The organism is Promicromonospora sukumoe 327MFSha3.1 (assembly GCF_000385135.1).
GTDB classification, from domain to species: Bacteria; Actinomycetota; Actinomycetes; order Actinomycetales; family Cellulomonadaceae; genus Promicromonospora; species Promicromonospora sukumoe_B.
In genome coordinates this window covers 458,496-479,901 of the sequence record NZ_ARQM01000010.1, presented here as the reverse complement: position 1 = coordinate 479,901, position 21,406 = coordinate 458,496, and the positions used below count along the sequence as shown (strand labels likewise).

Genomic DNA, 21,406 nt, shown 5'->3' with positions numbered 1-21,406 from the left:
CGTGCGTCAGTCGTCGCTCGCGTCGGTCTTACTGCGTGATCTCGTCCCAGCCGCTCGTGAGCTGGTCGGCGAGCTCCGCCTCGTCGGTCTCCTGCGCCAGGTAGCGCTGGTAGGCCGGCGTCGCCACCGTGTCCTTCCACTGCGCGTACGAGTCGGCGAACAGGTACGGCGCGGCGGTGAAGTTCTGGCCCGAGGCCAGGATCGTGCTCCAGCCGTTCTCGTCGCCGAGCTTGGCCGTCATGGCCTCCTGGGCCGACGTCGTCGCCGGGATCAGGGCGTCCGCCTCGTTCAGCGCGGCCAGGTGGTCCGTCTGCGTGAAGAACTCGATGAACTCGGCGGACTCCTCGACGTGCTCGGAGTCGATGTTGACCGAGAGCGTCTGCGGGTTGGCGGCCTGCTGCGGGCCCTCGGGGCCGGCCAGCGGGGGCAGCGCCACCCAGTCGAAGTCCTCGGGGGCGTCCTTGGCGATGTTCGCTGCCTGGTACGAGCCCTGCACGGTCATCGCCGTCTGACCGGCGTAGAACGACGCGATGGCCTCGGACCCGGACTGCGTCATGGTCACCGGCAGGATCGTCTTGTCGTCGTAGGCCATGGCGTGCACCAGCTCGGGCAGCGCCATCTCGCCGGCGCCGACGGTCAGGTCGGCGTCCTCGCCGGTGCCCGTGATGTAGGTGCCGCCGAACCCGGGGGCCAGCGACATGAAGGCCGCCGTCGGGCTCGACAGGCCCCAGCCGAGGCCGTAGACGTCGCCCTTCGTGGTGGCCTGCGCGATCTCGCGCAGCTCGTCCCACGTCATGGTGTCGCCCGTCGGGACCTCGACCCCGGCGTCCTCCAGCAGCGTGCGATTGGCGAAGACCACGTAGGACTGGAGCTCGGTCGGGTAGGCGACCACCTGGTCGTCGACCGTGACCGAGTCGAGGATGCCCTGCGGGATGTCGGCGCGGCGCTCGTCCGACATGAGGTCGGTCAGGTCCGCGAGGTAGCCGTCGCGGGCGAACGAGACGATGCTCGCGGCCTCGTAGTGGATGATGTCGGGCGCGGCGCCGCCGTTGAACTGGGTGATCAGCTTGTCGTAGACGCCGTCCCAGCCGGCCGGGACGATCTCGACCTGGACGTCGGGGTTCGCCGTATTCCAGTCCTCGACGATCGACTCGGTCGCCGCGATGGCGGCCGGCTGGTCGGACAGGGCCTGGAACTTCAGGGTGACCGGGCCGTCGTCGCCCGCGTCGCCGCTGCCGCAGGCCGCGAGCAGCAGGGTGGTGGTCGTGAGGCATGCGGCGATGAACACTCCACGAGACTTCATGGGTCGGCCTTTCGGGTTGGTGGTGCGGGTACGGACGGTCATCCCTTGACCGCCCCGGCCATGAGGCCGCCGGTGAGCTTCTTCTGCATGATCGAGAAGAAGACGATGCTGGGGATCGCGGCGAGCACGGAGCCCGCCGCCAGGGGGCCGAGCGCGACCTTGCCCTCGCCGCCGATGAACGTCGACAGCGTGATGGGCAGGGTGTAGTTCTCGGGCGACTGGAGCAGGACGAGCGCGAAGAAGAACTCGTTCCACGAGGACACGAAGCTGAACATCGCCGTGGCGACGACGCCGGGGGCGAGCAGCGGGACGACGATCCGGCGCAGCACGACGAGGCGGCTGGCGCCGTCCATCGACCCCGCCTCCTCCAGCTCGACGGGGATGGCGGCCACGTAACCCTGCAGCATCCACAGCGCGAACGGCAGCGTGTAGGTGGTGTGCACGAGCGTGAGCCCGACCAGGCTGTCGGTCAGACCGATCGTCCGCAGGATGAGGAACAGCGGCAGGATCACGAGGATCACCGGGAACACCTGGCTCACCAGGATCCAGCCGACGCCGGCCGCGCGGATGGCGCCCTTGAGGCGCGCCAGCACGTAGGAGGCCGGCAGCGCGATCAGGATGACGAGCGCGGTGGACGCGAGCGCGACGATCGCGCTGTTGGCCGCCGACTGCACGAGCCCCTGCCGGGCCAGCGCCTCGGAGTAGTTCTCCCAGTGCCACTCCTGCGGCAGCAGGTTCACGACCAGCGAGTTCAGCTCGCCGGACGACTTGACCGAGGCCGAGATCAGCCACAGCAGCGGGAACCCCAGGAACAGGATGTAACCGGCCAGCGCCACGTACTGGGCGGGGCGGACGAGGGTGCGCATCGGCTCAGCCCTTCTTCTCGGTGCGGTCTTCGCGGAACTGCGAGCGCAGGTACAGCGCCAGGAGGAGGACCACCACGACGACGAGCACGACGCCCATCGCCGCGGCGTAGCCGATGTTCCGGTTCTTGAACGCCTCGAGGTAGGTGAACAGCATCGGCAGCATGGTGCGGCCGCCGGGCCCGCCCTCGGTCAGCACGTAGACCAGGGAGAACGAGTTGAAGTTCCAGATGAAGTTGAGCGACGTGATCGACGCGACGATCGGCCGCAGGCTCGGCAGGGTGACGGCCCAGAACCGGCGCCAGGCGCCGGCGCCGTCCATCGCGGCGGCCTCGTGCAGCTCGGCCGGGATCTGCTGCAGCCCGGCGAGCAGCGTCACCGTGGTCTGGGGCATGCCCACCCAGACGCCGACGACGATCACCGCGGGCAGCGCGGTCGAGAAGTCGGCGAGCCAGTTGATGTCGTCCGGCAGACCGACCGAGCCCAGGAACGCGTTGAGCGGACCCGCGTTGGGCGAGTAGATCATCTTCCACATGATCGCCACGACGACGGGCGGCATCGCCCACGGGATCAGGGCCAGCACGCGGGTGAGCCCCTGCAGCCGCAGCCCGGAGTTGAGCAGCAGCGCGAGGCCGAGCGCGGCGACGAGCTGGAGCAGCGTCACCGAGACCGCCCACACCATGCCGATGCGGAACGACTCCCAGAAGAACGAGTTGCCGGCCAGCCGCACGAAGTTGTCGACGCCGACGAACTGGTAGTCGGGGCGGCGCACCAGCTCCGCGTCGGTGAACGCGAGCAGCACGCCCATGAGCAGCGGCGCGACGGACAGCACCAGGATCGGCAGCAGCGACGGCATCACCAGCGCGGCGGCCTCGCGGCGCCGGGCCCGCTCGATGCCCCGCGGGGCTCGGTTGCGCCGGGGCCGCGGCGGCGACGGCCGGGGCGAGGCGAGGACGGTCATCGTGCGCTCATCTCCTTGGCGGTGGACTCGCGCACGAACAGGCGCGGTCCGATGGCGATCTGCTGGGCGGGCTCGGCGACGTCGTCGACCCGGTCCAGGACGAGCCGGGCGGCGGCGGTGCCGCGCTCGGCCGACCCGAGCGAGACGCTCGTCAGGCTGGGCTGGAAGACGCGGCCGATCTCGGTGTCATCCATGCCGGTGACGGCGAGGTCGCCGGGTACCGAGAGCCCCAGCTCCCGGGCGGCGCGGATGACGCCGATGGCGAGCAGGTCGTTGGCGGCGACGACGGCGTCGAACGGACCTGCCGCCGGGGTGCGGGACAGCAGCCGGCGCGCGGCGGCGAGCCCGGCGGCGACGGTGAAGTCGTCGGCCCGCTCGGTCTCGGCGTGGTCGCCCGCGAAGTCCGGGCCGCTCGTGGCGGCGTCGAACCCGCGCTGGCGGGCGGCGCCCGGGGTGGTGTCGAGCGGGCCGTTGACGAAGCCGATGCGGCGGCGGCCGATCTCCACGAGGTGGGCGACCGCGTGGCCGAGGCCGGCGGCCGAGTCGGTGGAGACCGAGTCGATCCCCTGCTGCTCCAGCGAGCGGCCGATGACGACGACGGGCACCGGGGCCTGCCGGATCGCCTCGACGAGCGCGTCGTCGGTACGCAGCGGGCTGACGATGAGGCCGTCCACGAAGCCGCTGCCGAGGCTGCGGACCAGGTCGACCGTGGAGCCGACGGTGTGCCCCGTGGACATGACGACCACCCGGTACCCGTGCGGCGCGAGCACCTCGTGGATGGCGGTGAGCATCTCGACGTAGACCGGGTTGCCGATGTCGGCGACGGCGAAGGCGACCTGGAAGGTGCGCTTCATGCGCAGCGACCGGCCGATCGCGTCCGGGCTGTAGCCCAGCTCGGCGGCGGCCGCGCGGACGCGGTCCACCATCTTGCTGCTCGCGCCCGTGCCGTGCAGCGCGCGCGAGGTCGACGCGAGCGACACCCCGGCGCGCTCGGCCACCTGCATCAGGGTGGCGCGTGATGACGACACTGTCACTCCACTTCTTCGTGAGGCCCTGCCCGCTTTGGAAACGTTTCCAGTTTTCAGGCGGGCGATCACTGGAAACGTTTCCGGTGATGGGCGCCAGTGTTGCACCGGGGCGGCGGGGACGTCAAGCAGCGGGCCGGCCGGGGGCGCCGGGCCAGGCCGGGCCGGGCGCCGGGAGTGCGCTTCTACCCAGCGATTAGGCCCGAAAACTGCCTCGTTTCGGGCCTAATGACTGGGTAGAAGCGCACATCCGGGCGGCGGGTCACGCGTATCCGGTCACGCGTGGGACGACGTCGGGGTGGGGGTCGACGTGCGGTGGCGGGAGCGGTAGGCCGAGACCTTGACGCGGTTGCCGCAGGTGCGCATGGCGCACCACTCGCGGCGGTGACCGCGCGAGCGGTCGAGGTAGACCTGCGTGCACTCGGGGCGGCCGCACTCCCGCAGCAGGGCGGCGTCGGGGCCACCCAGGATCTCGACGGCCTCGCGGGCGACGGCGGCCAGACCCTGTGCGGCGGTGCCCGTGCGGCGGATGCTCGCGGCGGCACTGCTGCCGGCCGCGTCGCCGGCGCCGCGACCCCCGCCGACGCCGTCGCCGACCCCGGCGACCTCCAGCCGCACCGTGACCGGGGGCTCCGCGGCGTACCGGTTGAGGACCTCGACGGCCGCGGTGAGCGCGGCCGGGCCCACAGCAGCGACCTCGGCAGGCCCGGCAGGCCCGGCCTGCCCGGCCAGCTCAGCAGCCGCAGCGGCGCTGGCGGCCGCGAGCGTCGCGCGTCCGCCCAGCCGGTCCTCGACGAGCAGGTACAGGGACTCGCGCAGCTCCACGGCGGCGGCCAGATCGGCGTCGTCGGCGTGGGGGGCGGCGTCGAGCATGCCCGACTCGACGAACCAGTCGTCGAGGAGCTCGGGCGTGGCCAGCTTCTCGGCCGGCACGGGATTGCGGCGGGCGCGCAGGGTGCCGAGGAAGTCGAGGGCGAGCGTCCCGCAGGGGAAGGCGTGGTTCACGTAACCATTCTGAACGGTGACGGGGTGACGCACAAGTCCCCGTAACCAGTTTGACGGGTTACGGATCGTGTGTCAGAGTTCTGGTCATCGCAGTAACCGCTCAAACCGGTTACCCCAACTGAGGAGCCTGACCATGACCGCCGTCCGCTTTCACCTCGACTCGACGCTCTCCCCCGAGGCCGCCATGGCCGTCCTGACCGACTTCGGCCCGGCCCGGGCCGAGGCCTGGCCCACGATCGACGCCGACCACCTGACGGTCCACGAGCAGGGCGAGACCTGGGCCGAGGTGACCGAGGGCACCGCCGCCGCCTGGGAGCGCGCCCGCTACGAGTGGGACGCCGAGCGCGGTCGCGTGGACATCACCACACTGGACTCGAAGGTGTTCGGGCCCGGCGGCGGCTGGGTCTTCCAGGTCACCCCCGACGACGGCGGCAGCCGGATCGACGTCGAGCTGACCCGTCAGCCCCAGACCCTCCAGCGCAAGCTGCTCGCGGCGCTGCTCCCCCTCGTCGGCCCCTCCTCCCTGCGCAAGTCCTTCGCGGGCCCGCTGCAGGCCCGGTAGTCCCCCGACCCCCGACCACATCCCCACCGAAGAACCCCCAGAAAACGGAGAGAATCATGGAACTCAAGCTCGAGGTCGTCGTCCTGCCCGTCGCCGACGTGGACCGTGCCAAGGCCTTCTACGGACAGCTCGGCTGGCGCCAGGACGCCGACTTCTCCACCGAGCGCGGCCTGCGGGTCGTGCAGCTGACCCCGCCCGGGTCCGCCGCCTCGATCATCTTCGGCGAGCACCTGACCGACGCCGCCCCGGGCTCCGTGCGCGGCCTGCACCTGATCGTGTCCGACATCGCCGCGGCCCGGGCCGAGCTCGTGGAGCACGGCGCCGACGTCAGCGAGATCTGGCACGACCAGGACGGCGTCTTCCACTGGGCCGGCACCGAGAACCGCGTGCCCGGACCGCACCCGGAGCACGACAGCTACGCCTCGTTCGCCTCGTTCGCCGACCCGGACGGCAACGAGTGGGTGCTCCAGCAGATCGTCGACCGCCTCCCGGGCCGGTGACGGACATGACGAGCGCACCCGACCCGGCGTCGAACGAGATCCTGCTGGACCTGCTCAAGCGCGCTGCCGCGGCGCACGGGGTCCACGAGGAGCAGGAGCTGGGCGGCGTGTACGACGAGGCCTGGCCCGAGTGGTACGCCGAGCACATGACCCGGGCCCTCGCCGAGCGGGGCTACCGGATCGTGGGGGCCGACGATGAGCCGGTCTGACCGGCTCGCGCTGGGTCGCGCCGAGCAGATGCTCGGCGCGGCCCCGCCAGCTGTCGTCGAGCAGGTGCACACCGAGGCCTTCGAGCGGCTGACGGCGGCCGAGCGGGAGGCCGCGTTCGACCGGCTCACCGCCGCCACGGGCGGCGGCGACCGGCCCGCCGACGCGTCGCCGGCCGCCCTGGGCCGCGCCGCCGCCCGGGTCGAGGCCCGCCAGCGCGGCGGGCTCGCCCGGGCGCTGGGCACCGACGGTCCGGGGGCGGCGCTGAGCAGCGCCGTCAGCGCGGCGATCCTCGGCGTCGTCGCCGCCTACGCGGCGTCGTCCGCGGCCTGGGAGGCGTGGGGCGCCGAGGGCGACGACGAGCCGCCGTCGTACGGGGGCGGCGGGATCGGGGACTTCGGCTTCTGATCGAGCCAGAGGCCGTGCTCCCGCGCCGCCCACGACCGCCGGACGGACCCGGTGCGCATGCCGCGCCGGGCCTCCGGGTCGGCGAGCGCCTTCAGCACGTGGCCGGCGACGACGACGGCGAGCGCGTAGGCGCCGGCGTCGTGGACGAGCACGACGCCGGCGCGCGGGACGAACCCGAGCCCGAACTTGAACCACAGCAGCAGCCCGGTGCCGAGCATGACCAGCACGGCGCCCGCGAGCCAGGAGGCCCAGAGCTTCTGGCCGGCGTTGAACTTCCCCGCGAGCCGGCCGCGGTGCGGGTCGGGTGACCGCAGGCCCGCCAGCCAGCGCCGGTCCTGCGCGGTGAACCGGTCGAGGCGCCGCAGGTCGGCCCGGAACGGGCCGGACCAGAGCCCGAGCAGGGCGGGCACCGGCAGCAGCAGCCCGGACCACTCGTGGACGGTCTCGACCAGGAGCCGCCGACCCACGAGCTGCGCGACGGGCGCCACGTAGAGCGCGACCGCCGTGAGCAGGCAGACCAGGAACAGCAGCCCCGTGGCCCGGTGGACGGCCCGCTCGGCGGGGCTGAACCGGAGCACGCGCTCAGGCACCGACCGGCTCCTCGCCGGGCAGCCAGCCGTCCACGGGGTAGCCGTAGTCCTCCCAGTAACCCTGCTGGACCTGGCTGGTGACCTCGATCCCGGAGAGCCACTTGGCCGACTTGTAGAAGTACATCGGCGCGACGAAGAGCCGCACCGGGCCTCCGCTGTCGTGCGGGACGGGCTCGTCGAACATGCGCAGCGCGACGACGACGTCCGACCGGCGCGCCTGCTCCAGCGTGAGGCTCTCCGAGTAGGCGCCGTCGAAGCAGGTGAACCGGACGGCGGCGCCCTCGTCCCGCACCCCGGCGGCGTCCAGCAGGTCGCGCAGGAGCACGCCGGTGAACGGCACGGCGTCGACCTGCCAGCCGTCGGTGCACACGGCGTCGTGCACGACCGTGGTCTGCGGCAGCGCCGCGAGCTGGTCGAGCGTGTACGTCGCGGGCCGGTCGACGAGCCCGCCGACGGTGAGCCGGTAGGTCGTCGCGTCCTTGCGGGGCACGGAGCCGACGACGCTGAAGTAGCGGAAGCCGCGGTCGTCCGGAACCACCGCGGGCGCCACCCGGGACAGGGACGCGCGCACCTCGCCGAGCCCGCTGCGCACCGCGGGTCCCAGGGCCACGCCCGCGGCGCCCAGGCCGAGCATCGCCAGCACGATCCGGCGCCCCACCGGGCGCCCCGCGGGCCCCGTGGCATCGGGCATCCCGGCGTCGGGCATTCCTTTGTCGATCATGCCGCCACCCTCGCCCGGACGCGGGCCCGACGGCGCCAGGGTGCTCCCCTGGTCGGCACCCTGGCGCTACTGGGCGGCGCGCCGCCCGGCGGTCCGCGCACTCAGGAACGCCACCGCCGCGACGACGACGCACAGGGCGGCCGTGGTCAGCAGGCCCACGGTGAAGCTCGTGCCGGCCGCGATGAAGCCGACCACGAGCGAGCCGAGCCCGGTGCCCGTGTCGAACCCGATGTTCCAGACGGCGCTGGCGACGCTGCGCTCCCGGTCGGGCACGGCGGCGAACGCGGTGACCAGCGTGAGGTTCTGCAGGCTGCCGTAGGAGACGCCCACGAGCGTCATGCCCAGCACGAGCCAGGCCGCGCCGGGGCGGGAGCCGGTGATCGACCAGCCGCACAGCACGAGGGCGGCCGCGCAGAGCAGCAGGAGCGGCGGCACGAACCGGCTGGGCCCGTACCGGTCGGCCAGGCCTCCGACGAGCCAGCGGGACAGCGCGGCGGCGACCGTGAGCCCGAGCAGCCCGGCCATGGCGGCCAGGGCGCCGTACCCGAGCTGCGGCGCGAACGTGAGCAGCGCGCCCCCGGGCGTGGTCACGGCGAGCAGCACCAGGGAGGGCAGGACCAGGGGCAGCAGCAGCCGCGCCCGGCCGGGCGACCGTTCGGCCCCGCCGGGGCCCTGGCCGTCCGCCGGCGTGCCGTGGGCGACGGCGTCCAGCCGGTTGCCCAGGGCCGCCGCGAAGGGCACGGCGAGCGCGGGCAGCGCGCCGACGACGAACACGACCCGGAAGTCGACGGACTCGGCGACCCAGGCCGCGCTCGGGGTGAGGAACACCTGCGGGGCCGCGACCGCGAGGCCGTAGACGCCGATCGCCCGGCCGCGCCGGGCGGCGCCGACGAGCTCGGCGATCGCCGTCGCGCCGCAGACCGTGACGACGGCGAACCCGGCGCCCCGCACGGCGGAGGCGGCCAGGATCCAGCCGAGCTGGTCGGTGAGCACGAGCGCCAGGGACGGCAGGCCGAGCAGGAGCACGCCCGCGACGAGCGTGCTGCGCCAGCCCAGGCGGCGCAGGGCCCAGGGAACGGTGGTCTGGAAGGCGACGGTGGCCGCCATCAGCACGGCGTTCACGAGCCCCGCGCCGGCCTCGTCGGCGCCGCCGTGGATGGCCCACAGGGGCGCCGTCGGCAGCAGGAGGGCGTAGCCGGCGAACCCGCACAGCGACATCCACACCAGGGCCCGGATCCCGGGTACGCGCAGGATGGGCTGGTCGGGGTCGGTCGGGAGGCTCACGTGGCCTCACCCTACCGACGCCGTTCAGGGGCGCCGGGCCACCGCCCAGCGGAACGCGTTCAGCAGGCGGTAGCCGCCGTCCGGACGGCGGAACGGCGCGGCCGCCTCGACGACGACGGGCGCGAGGTCGGCGATCGTCGCGTCCCCCTCGCCGAACAGGATGCCGCGCACCAGGTCGTCGGCGTTCCGGGCGGTCCAGGCGGCCGGGGCGATCCCGCTGTCCAGGACCTCCCAGCCGGCGTCGGCGAGCACGGCGGCGAGCCCGCCGGGCAGGCGCAGCGGGCCGTCCTCGGGCGGGTCCTCGTCGTCGGCCTCCGCGAGCGCCACGTTGATGCCGTCGAGGTCGTTGCGGCTCCGCTCGGCCCAGCCCGCCAGGCCGACGACGCCGCCCGGCACCAGCACCCGGGCGATCTCGGCCAGGGCGTCGTCCAGGTCGTCGGCGAACTGCACCGCGTTCACGGCGAGCACGGCGTCGAAGGCCGCGTCGTCGAACGGGAGGTGCTCGACGTCGCCGCGGCGCACGTCGGCGCCGACGGCGCGGGCCCGCGCGAGCTCGACCATCCGGGCCGCCGGGTCGACGCCGCTGGGCCGGGCGCCCTGGTCCTGGAGGTGCTCGAGCAGCTCGCCGCTCCCGCAGCCGACGTCGAGCACGCGGCTGCCCGGGCCGATCCCGGCCGCGTCGAGGAGCGGCGCCCAGACCGGGCGGGCGAAGGTGCCCCAGTAGCGGCCCCAGTCGTCGGCGACGGCGGACCAGGGGTCGGCGGGGGCGGTGGGCATGCGGCGAGACTAGCCGAGCTCCCCCGCGACCTCCCGGAGCGCCCCCACGACCGCGTCCACGCCCGCGGGGCGCTCCGGGCGCGTGACGGCCACCGCCGCGCGGCTGAGCCAGGCCGGGTCGTCGACCCGGACCGTCACGACGCCGGCCGGGACGGCGGGGACGGCGAGCTCGGGCACTGTGGTGATGCCGAGCCCGGCCGCGACCAGGCCGAGCCGCGCGTTCCACTCCCGGACCGCGTGGACGACCCTCGGCGCCGGCAGCGTGGGCCACGCCCCGAACTGCGGGTCGCCGCGCAGACCTTTGCCGACGACCCAGTCCTCGTCGGCCAGCTCCGCGACCGGGACCTGGTCCCGGCCCGCGAACCGGTGCTGCTCCGCGACCGCGACGAGCGACCGGCCGTCCGCGAGGTGGTCGCGCCGCAGCCCGGCCAGGTCGTACGCGGGCAGGTCGGCGCCCATGCCGATGACGGCCACGTCGATGCGCCCCGCGCGGAGCTGGCGCAGCTGCGTGGGGGTCGACGCCTCGTGCAGGTCGACCGTCAGGCCCGGGTGCCGGTCCCGTACGACGGCGACGGCGCGCGGCGCGAGCACCCACGTCGCCGTCGGGAACGCGCCGAGCACCACGCGGCCGCCCAGCGTGTCGCCCAGGCCCGCGAGGTCCTTGCCGACGGCGTCCAGCTCGGCGAGGACCACCCCCGCGCGGCGGGCCACGAGCGTGCCGGCCGGCGTGGGCACCACCCCGCGCGCCCCGCGGACGAACAGCGGCACGCCCGCCGCCGACTCCGCGGCCGCGACCTGGCGGGACACGGCCGACTGCGTGTACCCGAGCAGGTCCGCCGTCGCGGTGAACGACCCGGTGCCGACGACGGCGTGGACGACCCGCAGCGCGGTGACGGTGAGCTCGGCCATGGGCCCATCATGAGCCATGCGGATGGCGCATGTCTCGTGTGCACAAGAGTCGCTGGTGGAATGGCTCGGCGCGGCGCACGCTGGAGGCATGCACACCACCACATGGTTCATCACCGGAGCCGCCAAGGGTCTCGGCCGCGAGTGGGCCGAGGCCGCCCTCGAACGCGGCGACCACGTCGCCGCGACCGCGCGGGACGTCACCGCGCTGGAGCCGCTCACGAGCAAGTACGGCGACGCCGTGCTGGCCCTCGCGCTGGACGTCACGGACAGGCCGGCCGTCCAGGACGCGGTCGACCGCGCCGTCGGGCGCTTCGGACGGCTCGACGTGGTCGTCAACAACGCCGGCTTCGGCCAGACCGGCATGGTCGAGGAGCTGACCGAGGACGACCTGCGCGCTCAGCTGGAGACCAACTTCTTCGGCACGGTCTGGGTGACCCAGGCAGTCCTGCCGGTCCTGCGTGCGCAGGGTTCGGGCCGGATCCTGCAGGTCACGAGCGAGGGCGGCGTCCGGGCGTACCCGGGCTTCGGCGCCTACCACGCCTCCAAGTGGGCCGTGGAGGGCATCTCCGAGGCCCTGGCGCAGGAGGTCGCGCCGTTCGGCATCCACGTCACGAACGTCGAGCCCGGCCCGTACGCGACGGGGTTCGGCGCCGGCCTGCGGGCGAGCGCCGAGCACCCGGACTACGCCGAGGCCCGCGTCGCCGCGGCACCCGAGTTCGAGCTCGGGGACCCGCGCGCCACCCGCGCCGCCCTGCTGCGGATCGTCGACGCCGAGCGGCCCCCGCTGCACGTGTTCCTCGGCAAGCCGCTCGCCGACGTCGAGCAGATCTACGCCGAGCGGCTGCGGACGTGGCGCGAGTGGGAGCCGGTCGCGCTGGAGGCGTTCGGGGCCTGAGCCCCGGACGCCTCCGGGCGGCGTCGGCGAGACCGGGTCAGAGGACCCGCTGCGCCTTGGTCATGTTCTCCCGGAGCTCCTCGGCGTTCTGCCGGGAGACGTAGGCCGGGCGGTCGCGCTCGAAGCGCCAGGACTCGCTGAGCGGGCCGGCGCTGACGGTGTCGAAGCCCGCCGCGTCGTAGAACGCGGTGACCAGCTCGACGGCCTCGGGGAAGTCGCTCGCCGTGGCCAGGGCGCGGCGGTTCGGCGTGCCGGCCGGGGTTCCGTCCGTGGTGATCGTCGGCGCCGTGATCTGGTTGAACGCCTTGACGACCTTGGACGTCGGCAGGTGCTCCTGGAGCAGCCCGGCGGTGGTGGCCTCGCCACGGTCGAGGGACTCGATGTGGCCGTCGCGCTCCCAGTAGTAGTTGTTCGTGTCGAGAACGATCTTGCCGGCCAGCGGCTCCACCGGGAGGTCGCGGTAGGCCTTCAGCGGCACCGAGACGACGGCGACGTCGGCCGCGGCGGCTGCCTCCTCGGCGGTCGCCGCGCGGGCCTTGGGGCCGAGCTCCGCGACCAGGTCGGCGAGGGTCTCGGGACCGCGCGAGTTGGCGATCACGACCTCGTTGCCCTGCGCGATCGCCACGCGGGCGACCTGGCTGCCGATGTTCCCTGCTCCGATGATGCCGAAGGTAGTCATACGGGCGGCAACCCCGGGAACCGGCACCGCATTCCACCCGCTCCCGCCCGGTGCGTGCCCGGCCGCCGTTCGTACGATGGCCCCCATGGTGAACGGCGACACGGCAGACCGGGCACGGTCGTACCGGAAGGCCCCGGAGCGGCGCGCGCAGATCCTCGCGAGCGCCATCGCCGTCTTCGCGGAGCGGGGCGTGGGCGCGTCCCTGCGGGCGATCGGCGAGGCGATCGGCGTCTCGCACGCGGCGCTGCGCTACTACTTCGCGCACCGCGACGAGCTGCTGGTCGAGGTGTACCGAGCGCACGAGGCGACGGTGCGGGAGGCCACGGCCCACGAGCCGTCGGCGCCCGAGGAGGTGTCGGCCGTGACCATGATGGAGCGCAGCGCCGAGCGCAACGCGTCGATCCCCGGCCTGGTCGAGCTGTACGCGACGCTCACGACCGACGCGCTGCAGGCGGAGCAGCACCCCGAGACCCGCGAGTTCGTGCACGCCCGGTTCCGGCGCGTCCGCGCCGACCTGGCCGAGCGGGTGCGCGCCGGCCAGGCCTCCGGCGCGGTCGCCGCCGACATCGACCCGTCCGACGCCGCCGCGCTGGTCGCGGCGGCGTCGGACGGGCTGCAGCTCCAGTGGCTGCTGGACCCGGAGGCCGTCGACGTCCGGCGGTCGCTGGCCCTGCTGGAGCGGCTCCTGCCCGGCCCTACCCCGTAGCCGCCGCCGGGTCCCAGCCCTCCGGGAGGGGCGCGATCGGGTCGACGGCCGAGTCGATCTTCACCGGCTGACCGGCCTCCGCCGCGTCGCGGATCCCGAGCAGGATGTCCAGGACGTGCGCCGCGACGGCGCCCGACGCCCGCTCGGTACCGCCGTCGCGGATCGAGCGCACCAGGTCGACGACGCCGGCGCCACGGCCGAACCCGGGACCCGTGGCGGGCAGCGCCGTCGGCTCGTCGGAGCCGTACGTCCACAGCGTGGAGGTGCCGTCGAACCCGTTGGGGTCGGGCAGCACGATGGTGCCCTCGGTGCCGTTGACCTCGACGAACCCGCTGCGGGGCAGCGCGTGCTGGAACGAGAACGTCGACTGGGCCGAGCGGCCCTCGCCGAACTCGATCAGGGCGGCGTGGTGGGTCGGCACCTCGACGGGGAACACCTCGCCCGCCCGGGGGCCGCTGCCGATGGTGCGGCTCTGGCGGGAGGTCGAGGCCACCGCCTGGACCCGGGTCGCGGAGCCCAGCACGTGCACGAGCGTGGTCACGTAGTAGGGGCCCATGTCGAACAGTGGGCCGGCGCCGTGCGCGAACAGGAAGTCGGGGCTGGGGTGCCACGACTCCGGCCCGGGCACGTGGAACATCGTGGTCGCCGTGAGCGGCTCCCCGATGTCGCCGCGCGCGATCGCCCGCAGCGCCGTCTGGATGCCCGCGCCCAGCACCGTGTCCGGGGCGCACGCGACGCGCAGGCCGCGCGCCTCGGCGTCGGCCAGGAGCGCCGCCGCGGCGTCCCGGTCCAGGGCGACGGGCTTCTCGCTCCACACGTGCTTGCCCGCGGCCAGGATCCGGTGCCCCACCTCGGTGTGCACCGCGGGGACGGTGAGGTTGACGACGACGTCCACGTCGTCCCTGGCGAGCAGCTCGTCCACGCTGCCCGACGCCGCCACGCCGTACTCCTGCGCCCGCTCGGCGGCGCGCGCGAGGTCGAGGTCGGCCACGAACCGGACCTCGACGTCGGCGAACCGGGTCAGGTTCTCCAGGTACTGGGTCGAGATGTTGCCCGCCCCGACGATGCCGACGCCCGTGGCGCCCGGGCGGCTCATCGGTCGTGCTCCGTCAGCCAGGCCAGCGACCGCGCGATGCCGTCGAAGACGTCGCCGCCGTACGCGTCGAACTCGATGACGCGGGTCGCCGCCGGGGCGGCCGCCAGGATGGCCGGCACGTCCACCTCGCCCGCGCCGGCGGGCTGCTGCGCGGCGACGTCGCCGTCGAGCGTGCCGTCCTTCACGTGGATGAGGCGCACGCGGTCCCCCAGCGCGGCCAGCAGGGCCGGCGCGTCCGCTCCCCCGACGGCCGCCCAGTACGTGTCGACCTCCAGCACCACCTCGGGCGCCAGGTGGTCCACGAACACCTCCAGCGCGTGCCGGCCGTCGATGCGGGTGCTGAGCTCCCAGGCGTGGTTGTGGTACCCGAACTCCAGACCGCGCTCGCCCGCCAGCGCCGCCAGGGCGTTGACCCGCTCGGCGAGGCGAGCCACCTGGTCAGCCGTCTGCCACTCCTCCGCGGGCAGGAACGGGTCGATCACGGTGTCCATCCCCAGCGCGGCCGCCGCGTCGAAGATCGCCGCCGGATCCTCCGCGGCGAGCACGGGCGCATGGCCCGACGGCGCCGTCACGCCCGCCGCCGCGAACGCCCGCCGGAACTCGTCGGTGCGCTCGTGGAAGGCGTACGGCTCCACGTACCTGAGGCCGATCTCGGCGAGGCGCGCGATGGTGCCGGGAAGGTCGTGGGCGACTGCGTCTCGGACCGAGTAGAGCTGCACGGATGTCGGCGTCGTCGTCGGCATGGAACCCCCTAGTTCGTCGGTGAACCCGGCTCTTCGGTGAGCCGTCGACGATGCTATCGACGAAATTCTTACAGTGGAAGATTCTTCGCCGAACGCGCTCCGGTCATCGTGAGCCACCAGGTCAGCCGACCTGCCTGGTCGAGGTGCGCCAGGCGGTCCGGGGTCGCGCGGTCGAGGTTGGTCTCGGCGCCGAGCATGGGCTCGACGCCGATCGAGCGGTACGGGGCGGCCTCCGGCCAGCCGCCGAGGTTGCGCCACACGACGAGCGAGACCGGGGCCGGGAAGGGCGTGCCCCAGCGCAGGCTCAGCCGGTCGGCGCCGTCCACGACGTCGAGCCGGTCGGTCGCGACGACGGCGCAGCGGGCGGTGCCGTCGTCCGGGCCCAGCACGTCCAGCGGCACTCCCCCGCCGTCGGGCCAGGTGGTGGGCCGGGTCGCGCCCGGCTCCGGCCACTCGACGACGAGGGTGTCGGGGCGGCCGGGGACCTCCAGGCGGGCGTCCGGGCCGACGTCGACCAGGAGGTGGACGGCGTGCAGCAACCCTGCGCCCGGCGGGCCGGTGATCGTGTAGTCGGCGCGAACCTCGCCGTCGTGCGCGGTGAGGCGGCGGGTCAGGGCGAGGTTCCCGGCTCGGACCGTGGCAGCCTCGCCGTCGGCTGTCCAGGGTCTTGACCACACCTCGCCGTGGTCGCTCGGGCCGCCGATCGTGGGGAGGCACTCCTCGCCGCCGCCCGCGTCGACGAAGGGGTCGCCGGGCACGACGCCGGCCCGGGCGGACGCCGGGACCCGCGGGTTGCGCCAGAGCCACTCGCGCTCCGGCGTCGCCAGCGAGGTCCAGCGGCCACCCAGGGCCGGGTCGGTGCGGACGGTGAGGGGACGGTTGCTCACACCCGGTCCAGGATGACGACGTCGCAGTCCCGCCAGGTCCACCGGATCGGCAGGCCGTCGGTCGCCAGCTCCTTGCCCGTGCGGCTCTCGTCGGTGCCCCGGACGCGGTAGCGGGCGTCCGGGTCGAGGTCGCCGAGGTGGACCGTGAGCCGGGCCTCCCCGGCGCGGCGCCAGGCCAGCACGACCACGGCGTCCTCCCCCGTGTACTGGACCGCGCACGCGGCGTCGGCCGGGGTTCCGTGCCGACGGGTCAGCCCCGTGTGCACCACCGGCCGGATCTGTCGGTACAGGTCCACGAACGACGCCGCCCGCTCCCGGGTCGTCTCGTCCCAGGCCAGCAGGTCCGAGCCGATGCCGAGCACCCCCGCCATGGCGACCACGAACCGGAATTCCAGGCTCGCCGGCCCGCTCTCCCGGTCGGGGTCGAGGAGGTCCGGCAGGTCCGTGACCCACGAGCTCATGGTCCACGCGGGCAGCACACCCAGGAACCCGTGCTGGATCGCGAGCCGGTCGCGCGGTCCGGTCTCGTCGCTGGGCCAGACGACGTCGGTCCGGGCGAGCACCGCGTGGTCGATCCGGCCTCCGCCGCCGGCGCACGCCTCGACGGTGACGTGCGGGAACTCGGCGCGCAGCGCGTCGAGCACCCGGTAGTAGGCCTGCGTGTGCCGCCAGGACCAGTCGTCGCCGCCCGGGGCCGTGCGACCGCCGTCGGCGATCGAGCGGTTCATGTCCCACTTGAGGTAGCTGATGTCGGTCTCGGTGAGCAGGCGGCGCAGCGTCCCGAGCACCCATTCCTCGACCTCGGGCCGGCCCAGGTCGAGCATGTACTGGTGCCGCAGCGTCTCCAGGGGGCGCCCGTCGACGTGGTGCGCCCACTCGGGATGCGCGCGGTACAGGTCGCTGTCGGGGCTCACGGCCTCGGGCTCGACCCAGAGGCCGAACCGCATGCCGAGCGCCTTGACGCCGTCGGCGAGCGGCCCGAGGCCGCCGGGAATCCGCTCGGTGTCGACCTCCCAGTCGCCGAGTGCGGCGCGGTCGGTCGTGCGGCCGCGGAACCAGCCGTCGTCGACCACGAAGACCTCCGCGCCCACCTCGGCCGCGGCCTCGGCGAGCCGGAGCTGGTGCTCCACGCGGACGTCGAACGTCGTGGCGAACCACGAGTTGTAGACGACGGGCCGGTGCTCGGGCCCGCGCGTGCGGGCCAGCGTCGCCTGGTAGGCGTGCCAGGCGTGGGCCAGGTCGTCGGCGTCGCCCTCGACGCGCACCCCGGCCAGGACCGGGGTGGTGAGCGCGGCGCCGGGCGCGAGCGTGAGGATGCCCGACTCGTCGTCCGGTCCCGCGGAGACCCGGACGTGGTCGGCGAAGGGGACGGCGTCGAGCGCCATCCGCCAGGAGCCGCTGTACGCGAGCGCGACGCCGAAACGGACGGGGGCGTCCGTTCCGGCGGAGTGGACGGCCCCGCCCGTTGCGGCGGAACGGAACACCCCGTCCGTTCCGGCGGGCACGACCGTCACCACCGGCGCGTACGTGTGGCTCGTGATGCCCTGGCGGCTGCCGATGCTCAGCGTCCCCGCCCCGAGCGAGGCGCGGAACGGCGTGAACTCCCGCGACCACGCCCCGCCGAGCAGGTCCACGTGCGCCTCGCCCGACGTCGGCACGTTGAACGTGCCGCCCCAGCCGCGCAGCAGCTCGATCGGCTGCTCCGAGTGGTTGCGCAGGTCGGCCCACTTCTCCACGACGTCGTGGGCGGGGTGGGTGCGGACGTGCAGGGTCGCGGCCAGGCCCAGCACGTCGTCGGCGAGCGGGCAGACCAGGTGGGTGCCGCCGTCGTCGTCCTGGACGAGGGAGACCTCGCCCGCGAGGGCGAGGCGGGCGCCGCGGACGCCGTCGGCGCGGCGCACCACGAGCTCGGCGCCGTGCACGTTGCGGGTGCCGAGCGCGGTGGCCTCCAGCGGGAGCAGGTCGAGGTCGGCCTCGAAGGAGGACGTCGCCGCCACCGGCGGCACGGCCTCCTCAGCAAGAGGCCCCCAGCCGATCGCGACCAGCCCGGCCTCCCGCGGGGCGAGTCCGACGACGTACTGACCCGTGCGGGTCGGGAGAGTCCAGGTCACTTGTTGGCTCCTACGAGAAGGCCGGACACGAACTGCTTCTGGAACAGGAAGAACACGATCGCCGTCGGCACGGCCGCGATCAGCGCGCCCGCCGCGACCACGTTCCACGCGCTGGCGAACCCGCCCTGCAGGTTGAGCAGGGCCGCGGTGATGGGGAACTTGGCCTCGGTGCGCAGCACCGTCATCGCCCAGATCAGGTCGTTGAAGATCCAGGTGGTGGCCAGGGCCGCGAGCGCCGCCAGCGACGGCCGCGACAGGGGCAGCACGATGCGCCAGAAGATGCCGCCGGGGCCGGCGCCGTCGAGCCGTGCGGCCTCGAAGACCTCGTTGGGCAGGCTGCGCATGAACCCGTGCAGCACGAAGGTGTAGAAGCCGATGCCGAACCCGACCTGGACCACGACGAGCGCGGTGAGCGTGTCGCCGATGCCGATGGCCTCGGTGATGGACGAGACCGGGACGAGCAGGATCTGCGGGGGCAGGAGGTTCCCGGCGAGCATGGTGAGCAGGATGGTCCGGCGGAACGGGATGTCGAACCGGCTCAGGGCGTAGGCGGCGAAGGACGACAGGGCGAGCGAGGCGACGACGGCGCACACGGTGACGAGCACGCTGTTGCCGAGCGAGCGCAGCACGCCGCCCTCGGTGAGCGCGGTGGCGAAGCCGTCGAGGCTGAACGACGCCGGGAACGCGCCCAGGCCGCGGCCCGCGATGTCGTCGTAGGAGCGGATCGCGACGAACAGCACGAACACGATGGGGCTGAGCCACAGCAGCGTGACGGGGACCATCGCGACGTGCAGCCACGGCGAGCGGGCGGGCTTGGGCCGGCGCAGCCGGGGGGCGGGCCGGTCGCGGACCGCCGCGGGTGCGCCGGCGGCGGGTGGGGCGAGTGCTGACATGTCAGTCCTCCGTCCGGGCCTGGCGGGCGAGGTAGGTGATGATGAAGCCGATCGCCAGCGCGAAGATGACCACGGCGATGGCGGAGGCGTAGCCGAGGTTCCCCGTGGTGAACGCCTGCTGGAACATGTAGGTGCTCAGGAGCTGGGTCTCGTTGTAGGGCCCGCCGCGGGTCATCGCCCAGACGATGTCGAAGGTGCGCAGGGAGTCGATGACGGTGACGGCGAAGACGACCATGTTCACGCCGCGCAGCTGGGGCATGACGATGCGCCAGAACCGCTGCCACGCGTTGGCGCCGTCGACGGCGGCGGCCTCCTCCAGCGAGCCGTCGGTGCCCTTGAGGCCGGCCAGGTACAGCACCATGATGTAGCCGACCTGACGCCAGACGGCAGCGATCAGCACGGCCCAGAGGGCGACCGTGGGGTCGGCGAGCCACTGGCGTTCCAGGTGCTCGAGGCCGAGCAGGCCGAGGGTGCCGTTGATCGGCCCGTCGGGCGCGTACATGACGCGCCAGAACAGGCCGCTCACGGCGAGCGAGACGACCATCGGCAGGTAGATGGCGCTGCGGTAGATGCTCACCATCGGGCCGGGCTTGTTCAGGGTGACGGCGAGGGCGAGGCCGCCCACCACGGACAGGCCGCCGAACCCGAGCACCCAGATCACGTTGTTCTGCAGGGCGGTCAGGAAGATCGGGTCGGCGGCCAGGTCGCGGAAGTTCTGCAGGCCCACGGGCTCGGCCAGGCCGATCCCGTCCCAGCGGGTCAGGGCGAGCGAGAACGAGTTGGCCGCGGGCCAGAACACCCAGAACAGCTCGACCACGAGCGGGACCAGCAGGAACGCCCAGACGAGCAGCGGGACGCGCGCGAACCGGTTGGGGCGGCGGGTCGCGGTGGACGGCTGCGCGCTCACGACGCGAAGACCCCCTCGGCCGCCGTCTGCCACTCGTCGAGGATGCTCTTCATGGAGTCCGGCTGGGCGAGGAACTTGGTCAGGGCGGTGTCGGCGGTGGCCTGGAGGGCGTCGGAGGAGTCGCGGTTGAAGAACTGCGTGATCTCCTCGGTGTTGTTCAGCAGCTCGATGCCCTTCTGCACGAGAGGGCTGAACGACGTCGTGTCGACGTCGGGCGAGGTCGGCAGGTTGGAGGACTTGGACTGCTCGATGTACTGCTGCTGCGAGTCGGCGGACGCGAGGTAGCTCAGCAGGTCCAGCGCGCCCTGGTGGTTGTCGCTCCGCGCGGCGGCGAAGAACCCGTCGGTCGGGGCCTCCTCCGCCGTCGGCACCGAGTCGTTGATGACCGGCACCGAGAAGAAGTCCAGGTCGTCGCGCTGGTCCTCGGGGAAGTACCCCGAGACGAACGCGCCGACGAGGTACATGGCCGACTTGTCCTGGGCGACGGGCGTCGCGGCGTCCTGCGCGGTGTAGGACGCCGCGTTCTTGTCGAAGTACGGGATGAGCCGCTTGTACTCCTCCATGACGGCCACCACCTCGGGGTCGTTGAAGGCGTGCTCCCCGGCCAGCAGCTCCCGGTGGTACTGCGCACCGTTGATCCGCAGGTCCAGGTAGTCGAACCAGCCGGACGCCATCCACGGCGTGGACGACAGGCCGTTGGTCAGCGGCACGATGCCCTGGCCGCTGAGGTTCTCGCACAGCGCGTGGAACTCGTCCCACGTCGTGGGCGGCTCCACGCCCCACTTCTCGAACGCCGACTTCTTGTAGAAGACGCTCCACCAGTAGTAGCTGGTCGGCACGAAGATCTGCTTGCCCGCGGCGTCGGAGGACAGGCTGCGCAGCGCGTCGGAGTACCCGGCGCACGCGCCGTCGCCCTCCCACAGCGACGACACGTCGAGCAGCAGCCCCTCCTCGGCATAGGACCGGGCCACGGACCCGGCGTACCAGCTCAGCACCTCGGGCGAGTCGCCGGAGCGCAGGTAGTTCGTGAGCTGAGCCCGGAACTGCTCGGTGGCCACCGAGTTCATCGTGACGTCGCCGCCGGGGTAGGCCTTGACCAGCGCCTCCAGGGCGGCCTTGGGGTCGGCGTCCTGGATCGAGTTCTGCAGCGTGATCAGGCCGGAGCTCGTGCCGCCCCCGCCCCCGCCGCTGCCGCCCGACGTCGTCCCCACGCACGCGGCCAGCAGGCTCGCCGCGCCCAGCGTCATACCGCCCGCGAGGAGCTCGCGGCGGGTCAGTGCTCGCTTGTAAGTCGTGGTTCGCTTGGACATCTTCGTTCCTCCTTCGTGCGCCCTCGTTGGCGCACCTGGTACCTCTCAGATCACGGGCGCGGGT

General features: G+C 73.6%; 24 protein-coding genes. 6 read left to right on the top strand and 18 right to left on the bottom strand.

The annotated features are described in order from the left end of the window. Nucleotides 1-28 precede the first annotated feature (28 nt). The 5 genes from H291_RS0105825 to H291_RS0105805 all read right to left on the bottom strand — a co-directional run bounded on the left by H291_RS0105825 (nucleotide 29) and on the right by H291_RS0105805 (nucleotide 5,157). A complete protein-coding gene (locus H291_RS0105825) occupies nucleotides 29-1,303 on the bottom strand; it encodes an ABC transporter substrate-binding protein (RefSeq protein ID WP_051109387.1) in 1,275 nt (424 codons plus the stop codon). A gap of 38 nt (nucleotides 1,304-1,341) precedes the next feature. Continuing rightward, nucleotides 1,342-2,169, bottom strand: a complete 828-nt coding sequence (locus tag H291_RS0105820; RefSeq protein ID WP_020014039.1) for a carbohydrate ABC transporter permease — start codon at nucleotides 2,167-2,169, stop codon at nucleotides 1,342-1,344. Nucleotides 2,170-2,173: 4 nt separating this feature from the next. Continuing rightward, nucleotides 2,174-3,127 (bottom strand): carbohydrate ABC transporter permease, encoded by a 954-nt coding sequence (locus tag H291_RS0105815; RefSeq protein ID WP_020014038.1) that lies wholly within the window; start codon nucleotides 3,125-3,127, stop codon nucleotides 2,174-2,176. Further along, on the bottom strand, nucleotides 3,124-4,155 hold the full coding sequence (locus H291_RS0105810) for a LacI family DNA-binding transcriptional regulator (RefSeq protein ID WP_026365441.1): 1,032 nt from the start codon (nucleotides 4,153-4,155) through the stop codon (nucleotides 3,124-3,126). Before H291_RS0105810 ends, H291_RS0105815 begins: the two co-directional genes overlap by 4 nt. Before the next feature lie 273 nt (nucleotides 4,156-4,428). Then, nucleotides 4,429-5,157 (bottom strand): CGNR zinc finger domain-containing protein, encoded by a 729-nt coding sequence (locus H291_RS0105805; RefSeq protein ID WP_020014036.1) that lies wholly within the window; start codon nucleotides 5,155-5,157, stop codon nucleotides 4,429-4,431. A 133-nt stretch (nucleotides 5,158-5,290) separates the two neighbouring features. Between H291_RS0105805 and H291_RS0105800 the strand changes: the two genes are divergently transcribed. The 4 genes from H291_RS0105800 to H291_RS32300 are packed head-to-tail and all read left to right on the top strand — an operon-like array spanning nucleotide 5,291 to nucleotide 6,834. Then, the gene (locus tag H291_RS0105800; protein WP_020014035.1) at nucleotides 5,291-5,719 is read left to right on the top strand and encodes a hypothetical protein; all 429 of its coding nucleotides are present in this window, start codon (nucleotides 5,291-5,293) and stop codon (nucleotides 5,717-5,719) included. A 56-nt stretch (nucleotides 5,720-5,775) separates the two neighbouring features. Beyond that, nucleotides 5,776-6,219, top strand: a complete 444-nt coding sequence (locus tag H291_RS0105795) for a VOC family protein (RefSeq protein ID WP_020014034.1) — start codon at nucleotides 5,776-5,778, stop codon at nucleotides 6,217-6,219. Nucleotides 6,220-6,224: 5 nt separating this feature from the next. Beyond that, the gene (locus H291_RS0105790; RefSeq protein WP_147456417.1) at nucleotides 6,225-6,428 is read left to right on the top strand and encodes a hypothetical protein; all 204 of its coding nucleotides are present in this window, start codon (nucleotides 6,225-6,227) and stop codon (nucleotides 6,426-6,428) included. Then, on the top strand, nucleotides 6,415-6,834 hold the full coding sequence (locus H291_RS32300; protein ID WP_020014032.1) for a hypothetical protein: 420 nt from the start codon (nucleotides 6,415-6,417) through the stop codon (nucleotides 6,832-6,834). Before H291_RS0105790 ends, H291_RS32300 begins: the two co-directional genes overlap by 14 nt. Here the strand turns inward: H291_RS32300 and H291_RS28875 are convergent. The 5 genes from H291_RS28875 to H291_RS0105760 all read right to left on the bottom strand — a co-directional run bounded on the left by H291_RS28875 (nucleotide 6,735) and on the right by H291_RS0105760 (nucleotide 11,115). After that, nucleotides 6,735-7,424 (bottom strand): cytochrome b/b6 domain-containing protein, encoded by a 690-nt coding sequence (locus H291_RS28875; protein ID WP_020014031.1) that lies wholly within the window; start codon nucleotides 7,422-7,424, stop codon nucleotides 6,735-6,737. The two genes, H291_RS32300 and H291_RS28875, sit on opposite strands and share 100 nt — an antisense overlap. Further along, nucleotides 7,417-8,145: a molybdopterin-dependent oxidoreductase gene (locus H291_RS0105775; protein ID WP_198012411.1), complete on the bottom strand. Its 729-nt coding sequence runs from the start codon at nucleotides 8,143-8,145 to the stop codon at nucleotides 7,417-7,419. The genes H291_RS28875 and H291_RS0105775 overlap by 8 nt, the downstream gene beginning before the upstream one ends. A gap of 66 nt (nucleotides 8,146-8,211) precedes the next feature. Beyond that, nucleotides 8,212-9,429, bottom strand: a complete 1,218-nt coding sequence (locus H291_RS28870) for an MFS transporter (protein ID WP_020014029.1) — start codon at nucleotides 9,427-9,429, stop codon at nucleotides 8,212-8,214. 24 nt (nucleotides 9,430-9,453) lie between these two features. Continuing rightward, complete coding sequence (locus H291_RS0105765) at nucleotides 9,454-10,206, bottom strand: class I SAM-dependent methyltransferase (protein WP_020014028.1); 753 nt, start codon at nucleotides 10,204-10,206, stop codon at nucleotides 9,454-9,456. Nucleotides 10,207-10,215: 9 nt separating this feature from the next. Beyond that, complete coding sequence (locus H291_RS0105760; RefSeq protein WP_020014027.1) at nucleotides 10,216-11,115, bottom strand: LysR family transcriptional regulator; 900 nt, start codon at nucleotides 11,113-11,115, stop codon at nucleotides 10,216-10,218. Nucleotides 11,116-11,203: 88 nt separating this feature from the next. On the opposite strand from H291_RS0105760, the gene H291_RS0105755 reads away from it, so the two are divergent. Continuing rightward, the gene (locus tag H291_RS0105755) at nucleotides 11,204-12,010 is read left to right on the top strand and encodes an SDR family NAD(P)-dependent oxidoreductase (RefSeq protein WP_020014026.1); all 807 of its coding nucleotides are present in this window, start codon (nucleotides 11,204-11,206) and stop codon (nucleotides 12,008-12,010) included. Nucleotides 12,011-12,047: 37 nt separating this feature from the next. Here H291_RS0105755 and H291_RS0105750 read toward each other — a convergent pair whose 3' ends face one another. Next, the gene (locus tag H291_RS0105750; RefSeq protein WP_084467763.1) at nucleotides 12,048-12,776 is read right to left on the bottom strand and encodes an NADPH-dependent F420 reductase; all 729 of its coding nucleotides are present in this window, start codon (nucleotides 12,774-12,776) and stop codon (nucleotides 12,048-12,050) included. On the opposite strand from H291_RS0105750, the gene H291_RS0105745 reads away from it, so the two are divergent. After that, nucleotides 12,775-13,395: a TetR/AcrR family transcriptional regulator gene (locus H291_RS0105745; RefSeq protein ID WP_020014024.1), complete on the top strand. Its 621-nt coding sequence runs from the start codon at nucleotides 12,775-12,777 to the stop codon at nucleotides 13,393-13,395. The two genes, H291_RS0105750 and H291_RS0105745, sit on opposite strands and share 2 nt — an antisense overlap. On the opposite strand, the gene H291_RS0105740 is transcribed toward H291_RS0105745, so the two are convergent. From H291_RS0105740 to H291_RS0105710, 7 genes are all read right to left on the bottom strand, one after another. Next, the gene (locus tag H291_RS0105740; RefSeq protein WP_020014023.1) at nucleotides 13,385-14,491 is read right to left on the bottom strand and encodes a Gfo/Idh/MocA family protein; all 1,107 of its coding nucleotides are present in this window, start codon (nucleotides 14,489-14,491) and stop codon (nucleotides 13,385-13,387) included. The genes H291_RS0105745 and H291_RS0105740 overlap by 11 nt on opposite strands. Continuing rightward, nucleotides 14,488-15,234 carry a sugar phosphate isomerase/epimerase family protein gene (locus tag H291_RS0105735; RefSeq protein ID WP_020014022.1) on the bottom strand — a complete coding sequence of 249 codons (747 nt, stop codon included), beginning with the start codon at nucleotides 15,232-15,234 and terminating at the stop codon, nucleotides 14,488-14,490. The genes H291_RS0105740 and H291_RS0105735 overlap by 4 nt, the downstream gene beginning before the upstream one ends. A gap of 68 nt (nucleotides 15,235-15,302) precedes the next feature. After that, nucleotides 15,303-16,121, bottom strand: coding sequence for a hypothetical protein (locus tag H291_RS0105730; RefSeq protein WP_020014021.1), 819 nt, complete (start codon nucleotides 16,119-16,121; stop codon nucleotides 15,303-15,305). After that, entirely contained in the window at nucleotides 16,118-18,232 is a 2,115-nt protein-coding gene (locus H291_RS28865) for an alpha-galactosidase (protein ID WP_020014020.1), read from the bottom strand. The genes H291_RS0105730 and H291_RS28865 overlap by 4 nt, the downstream gene beginning before the upstream one ends. After that, nucleotides 18,229-19,125: a carbohydrate ABC transporter permease gene (locus H291_RS0105720; RefSeq protein ID WP_020014019.1), complete on the bottom strand. Its 897-nt coding sequence runs from the start codon at nucleotides 19,123-19,125 to the stop codon at nucleotides 18,229-18,231. Before H291_RS0105720 ends, H291_RS28865 begins: the two co-directional genes overlap by 4 nt. 1 nt (nucleotide 19,126) lies before the next feature. After that, nucleotides 19,127-20,032 (bottom strand): carbohydrate ABC transporter permease, encoded by a 906-nt coding sequence (locus H291_RS0105715; protein ID WP_020014018.1) that lies wholly within the window; start codon nucleotides 20,030-20,032, stop codon nucleotides 19,127-19,129. Next, complete coding sequence (locus H291_RS0105710) at nucleotides 20,029-21,342, bottom strand: ABC transporter substrate-binding protein (RefSeq protein ID WP_157236726.1); 1,314 nt, start codon at nucleotides 21,340-21,342, stop codon at nucleotides 20,029-20,031. The genes H291_RS0105715 and H291_RS0105710 overlap by 4 nt, the downstream gene beginning before the upstream one ends. Between the last annotated feature and the right edge of the window lie 64 nt (nucleotides 21,343-21,406).

Coding starts and splice junctions, on each gene's coding strand:
- H291_RS0105745 (WP_020014024.1), top strand. CDS start 12,775: ATGGTGAACGGCGACACGGCAGACCGGGCACGGTCGTACCGGAAGGCC.
- H291_RS0105795 (WP_020014034.1), top strand. CDS start 5,776: ATGGAACTCAAGCTCGAGGTCGTCGTCCTGCCCGTCGCCGACGTGGAC.
- H291_RS0105765 (WP_020014028.1), bottom strand. CDS start 10,206: ATGCCCACCGCCCCCGCCGACCCCTGGTCCGCCGTCGCCGACGACTGG.
- H291_RS0105710 (WP_157236726.1), bottom strand. CDS start 21,342: ATGTCCAAGCGAACCACGACTTACAAGCGAGCACTGACCCGCCGCGAG.
- H291_RS32300 (WP_020014032.1), top strand. CDS start 6,415: ATGAGCCGGTCTGACCGGCTCGCGCTGGGTCGCGCCGAGCAGATGCTC.
- H291_RS0105740 (WP_020014023.1), bottom strand. CDS start 14,491: ATGAGCCGCCCGGGCGCCACGGGCGTCGGCATCGTCGGGGCGGGCAAC.
- H291_RS0105820 (WP_020014039.1), bottom strand. CDS start 2,169: ATGCGCACCCTCGTCCGCCCCGCCCAGTACGTGGCGCTGGCCGGTTAC.
- H291_RS0105760 (WP_020014027.1), bottom strand. CDS start 11,115: ATGGCCGAGCTCACCGTCACCGCGCTGCGGGTCGTCCACGCCGTCGTC.
- H291_RS0105755 (WP_020014026.1), top strand. CDS start 11,204: ATGCACACCACCACATGGTTCATCACCGGAGCCGCCAAGGGTCTCGGC.
- H291_RS0105775 (WP_198012411.1), bottom strand. CDS start 8,145: ATGATCGACAAAGGAATGCCCGACGCCGGGATGCCCGATGCCACGGGG.
- H291_RS0105790 (WP_147456417.1), top strand. CDS start 6,225: ATGACGAGCGCACCCGACCCGGCGTCGAACGAGATCCTGCTGGACCTG.
- H291_RS0105735 (WP_020014022.1), bottom strand. CDS start 15,234: ATGCCGACGACGACGCCGACATCCGTGCAGCTCTACTCGGTCCGAGAC.
- H291_RS0105825 (WP_051109387.1), bottom strand. CDS start 1,303: ATGAAGTCTCGTGGAGTGTTCATCGCCGCATGCCTCACGACCACCACC.
- H291_RS0105750 (WP_084467763.1), bottom strand. CDS start 12,776: ATGGGGGCCATCGTACGAACGGCGGCCGGGCACGCACCGGGCGGGAGC.
- H291_RS0105720 (WP_020014019.1), bottom strand. CDS start 19,125: ATGTCAGCACTCGCCCCACCCGCCGCCGGCGCACCCGCGGCGGTCCGC.
- H291_RS0105815 (WP_020014038.1), bottom strand. CDS start 3,127: ATGACCGTCCTCGCCTCGCCCCGGCCGTCGCCGCCGCGGCCCCGGCGC.
- H291_RS0105800 (WP_020014035.1), top strand. CDS start 5,291: ATGACCGCCGTCCGCTTTCACCTCGACTCGACGCTCTCCCCCGAGGCC.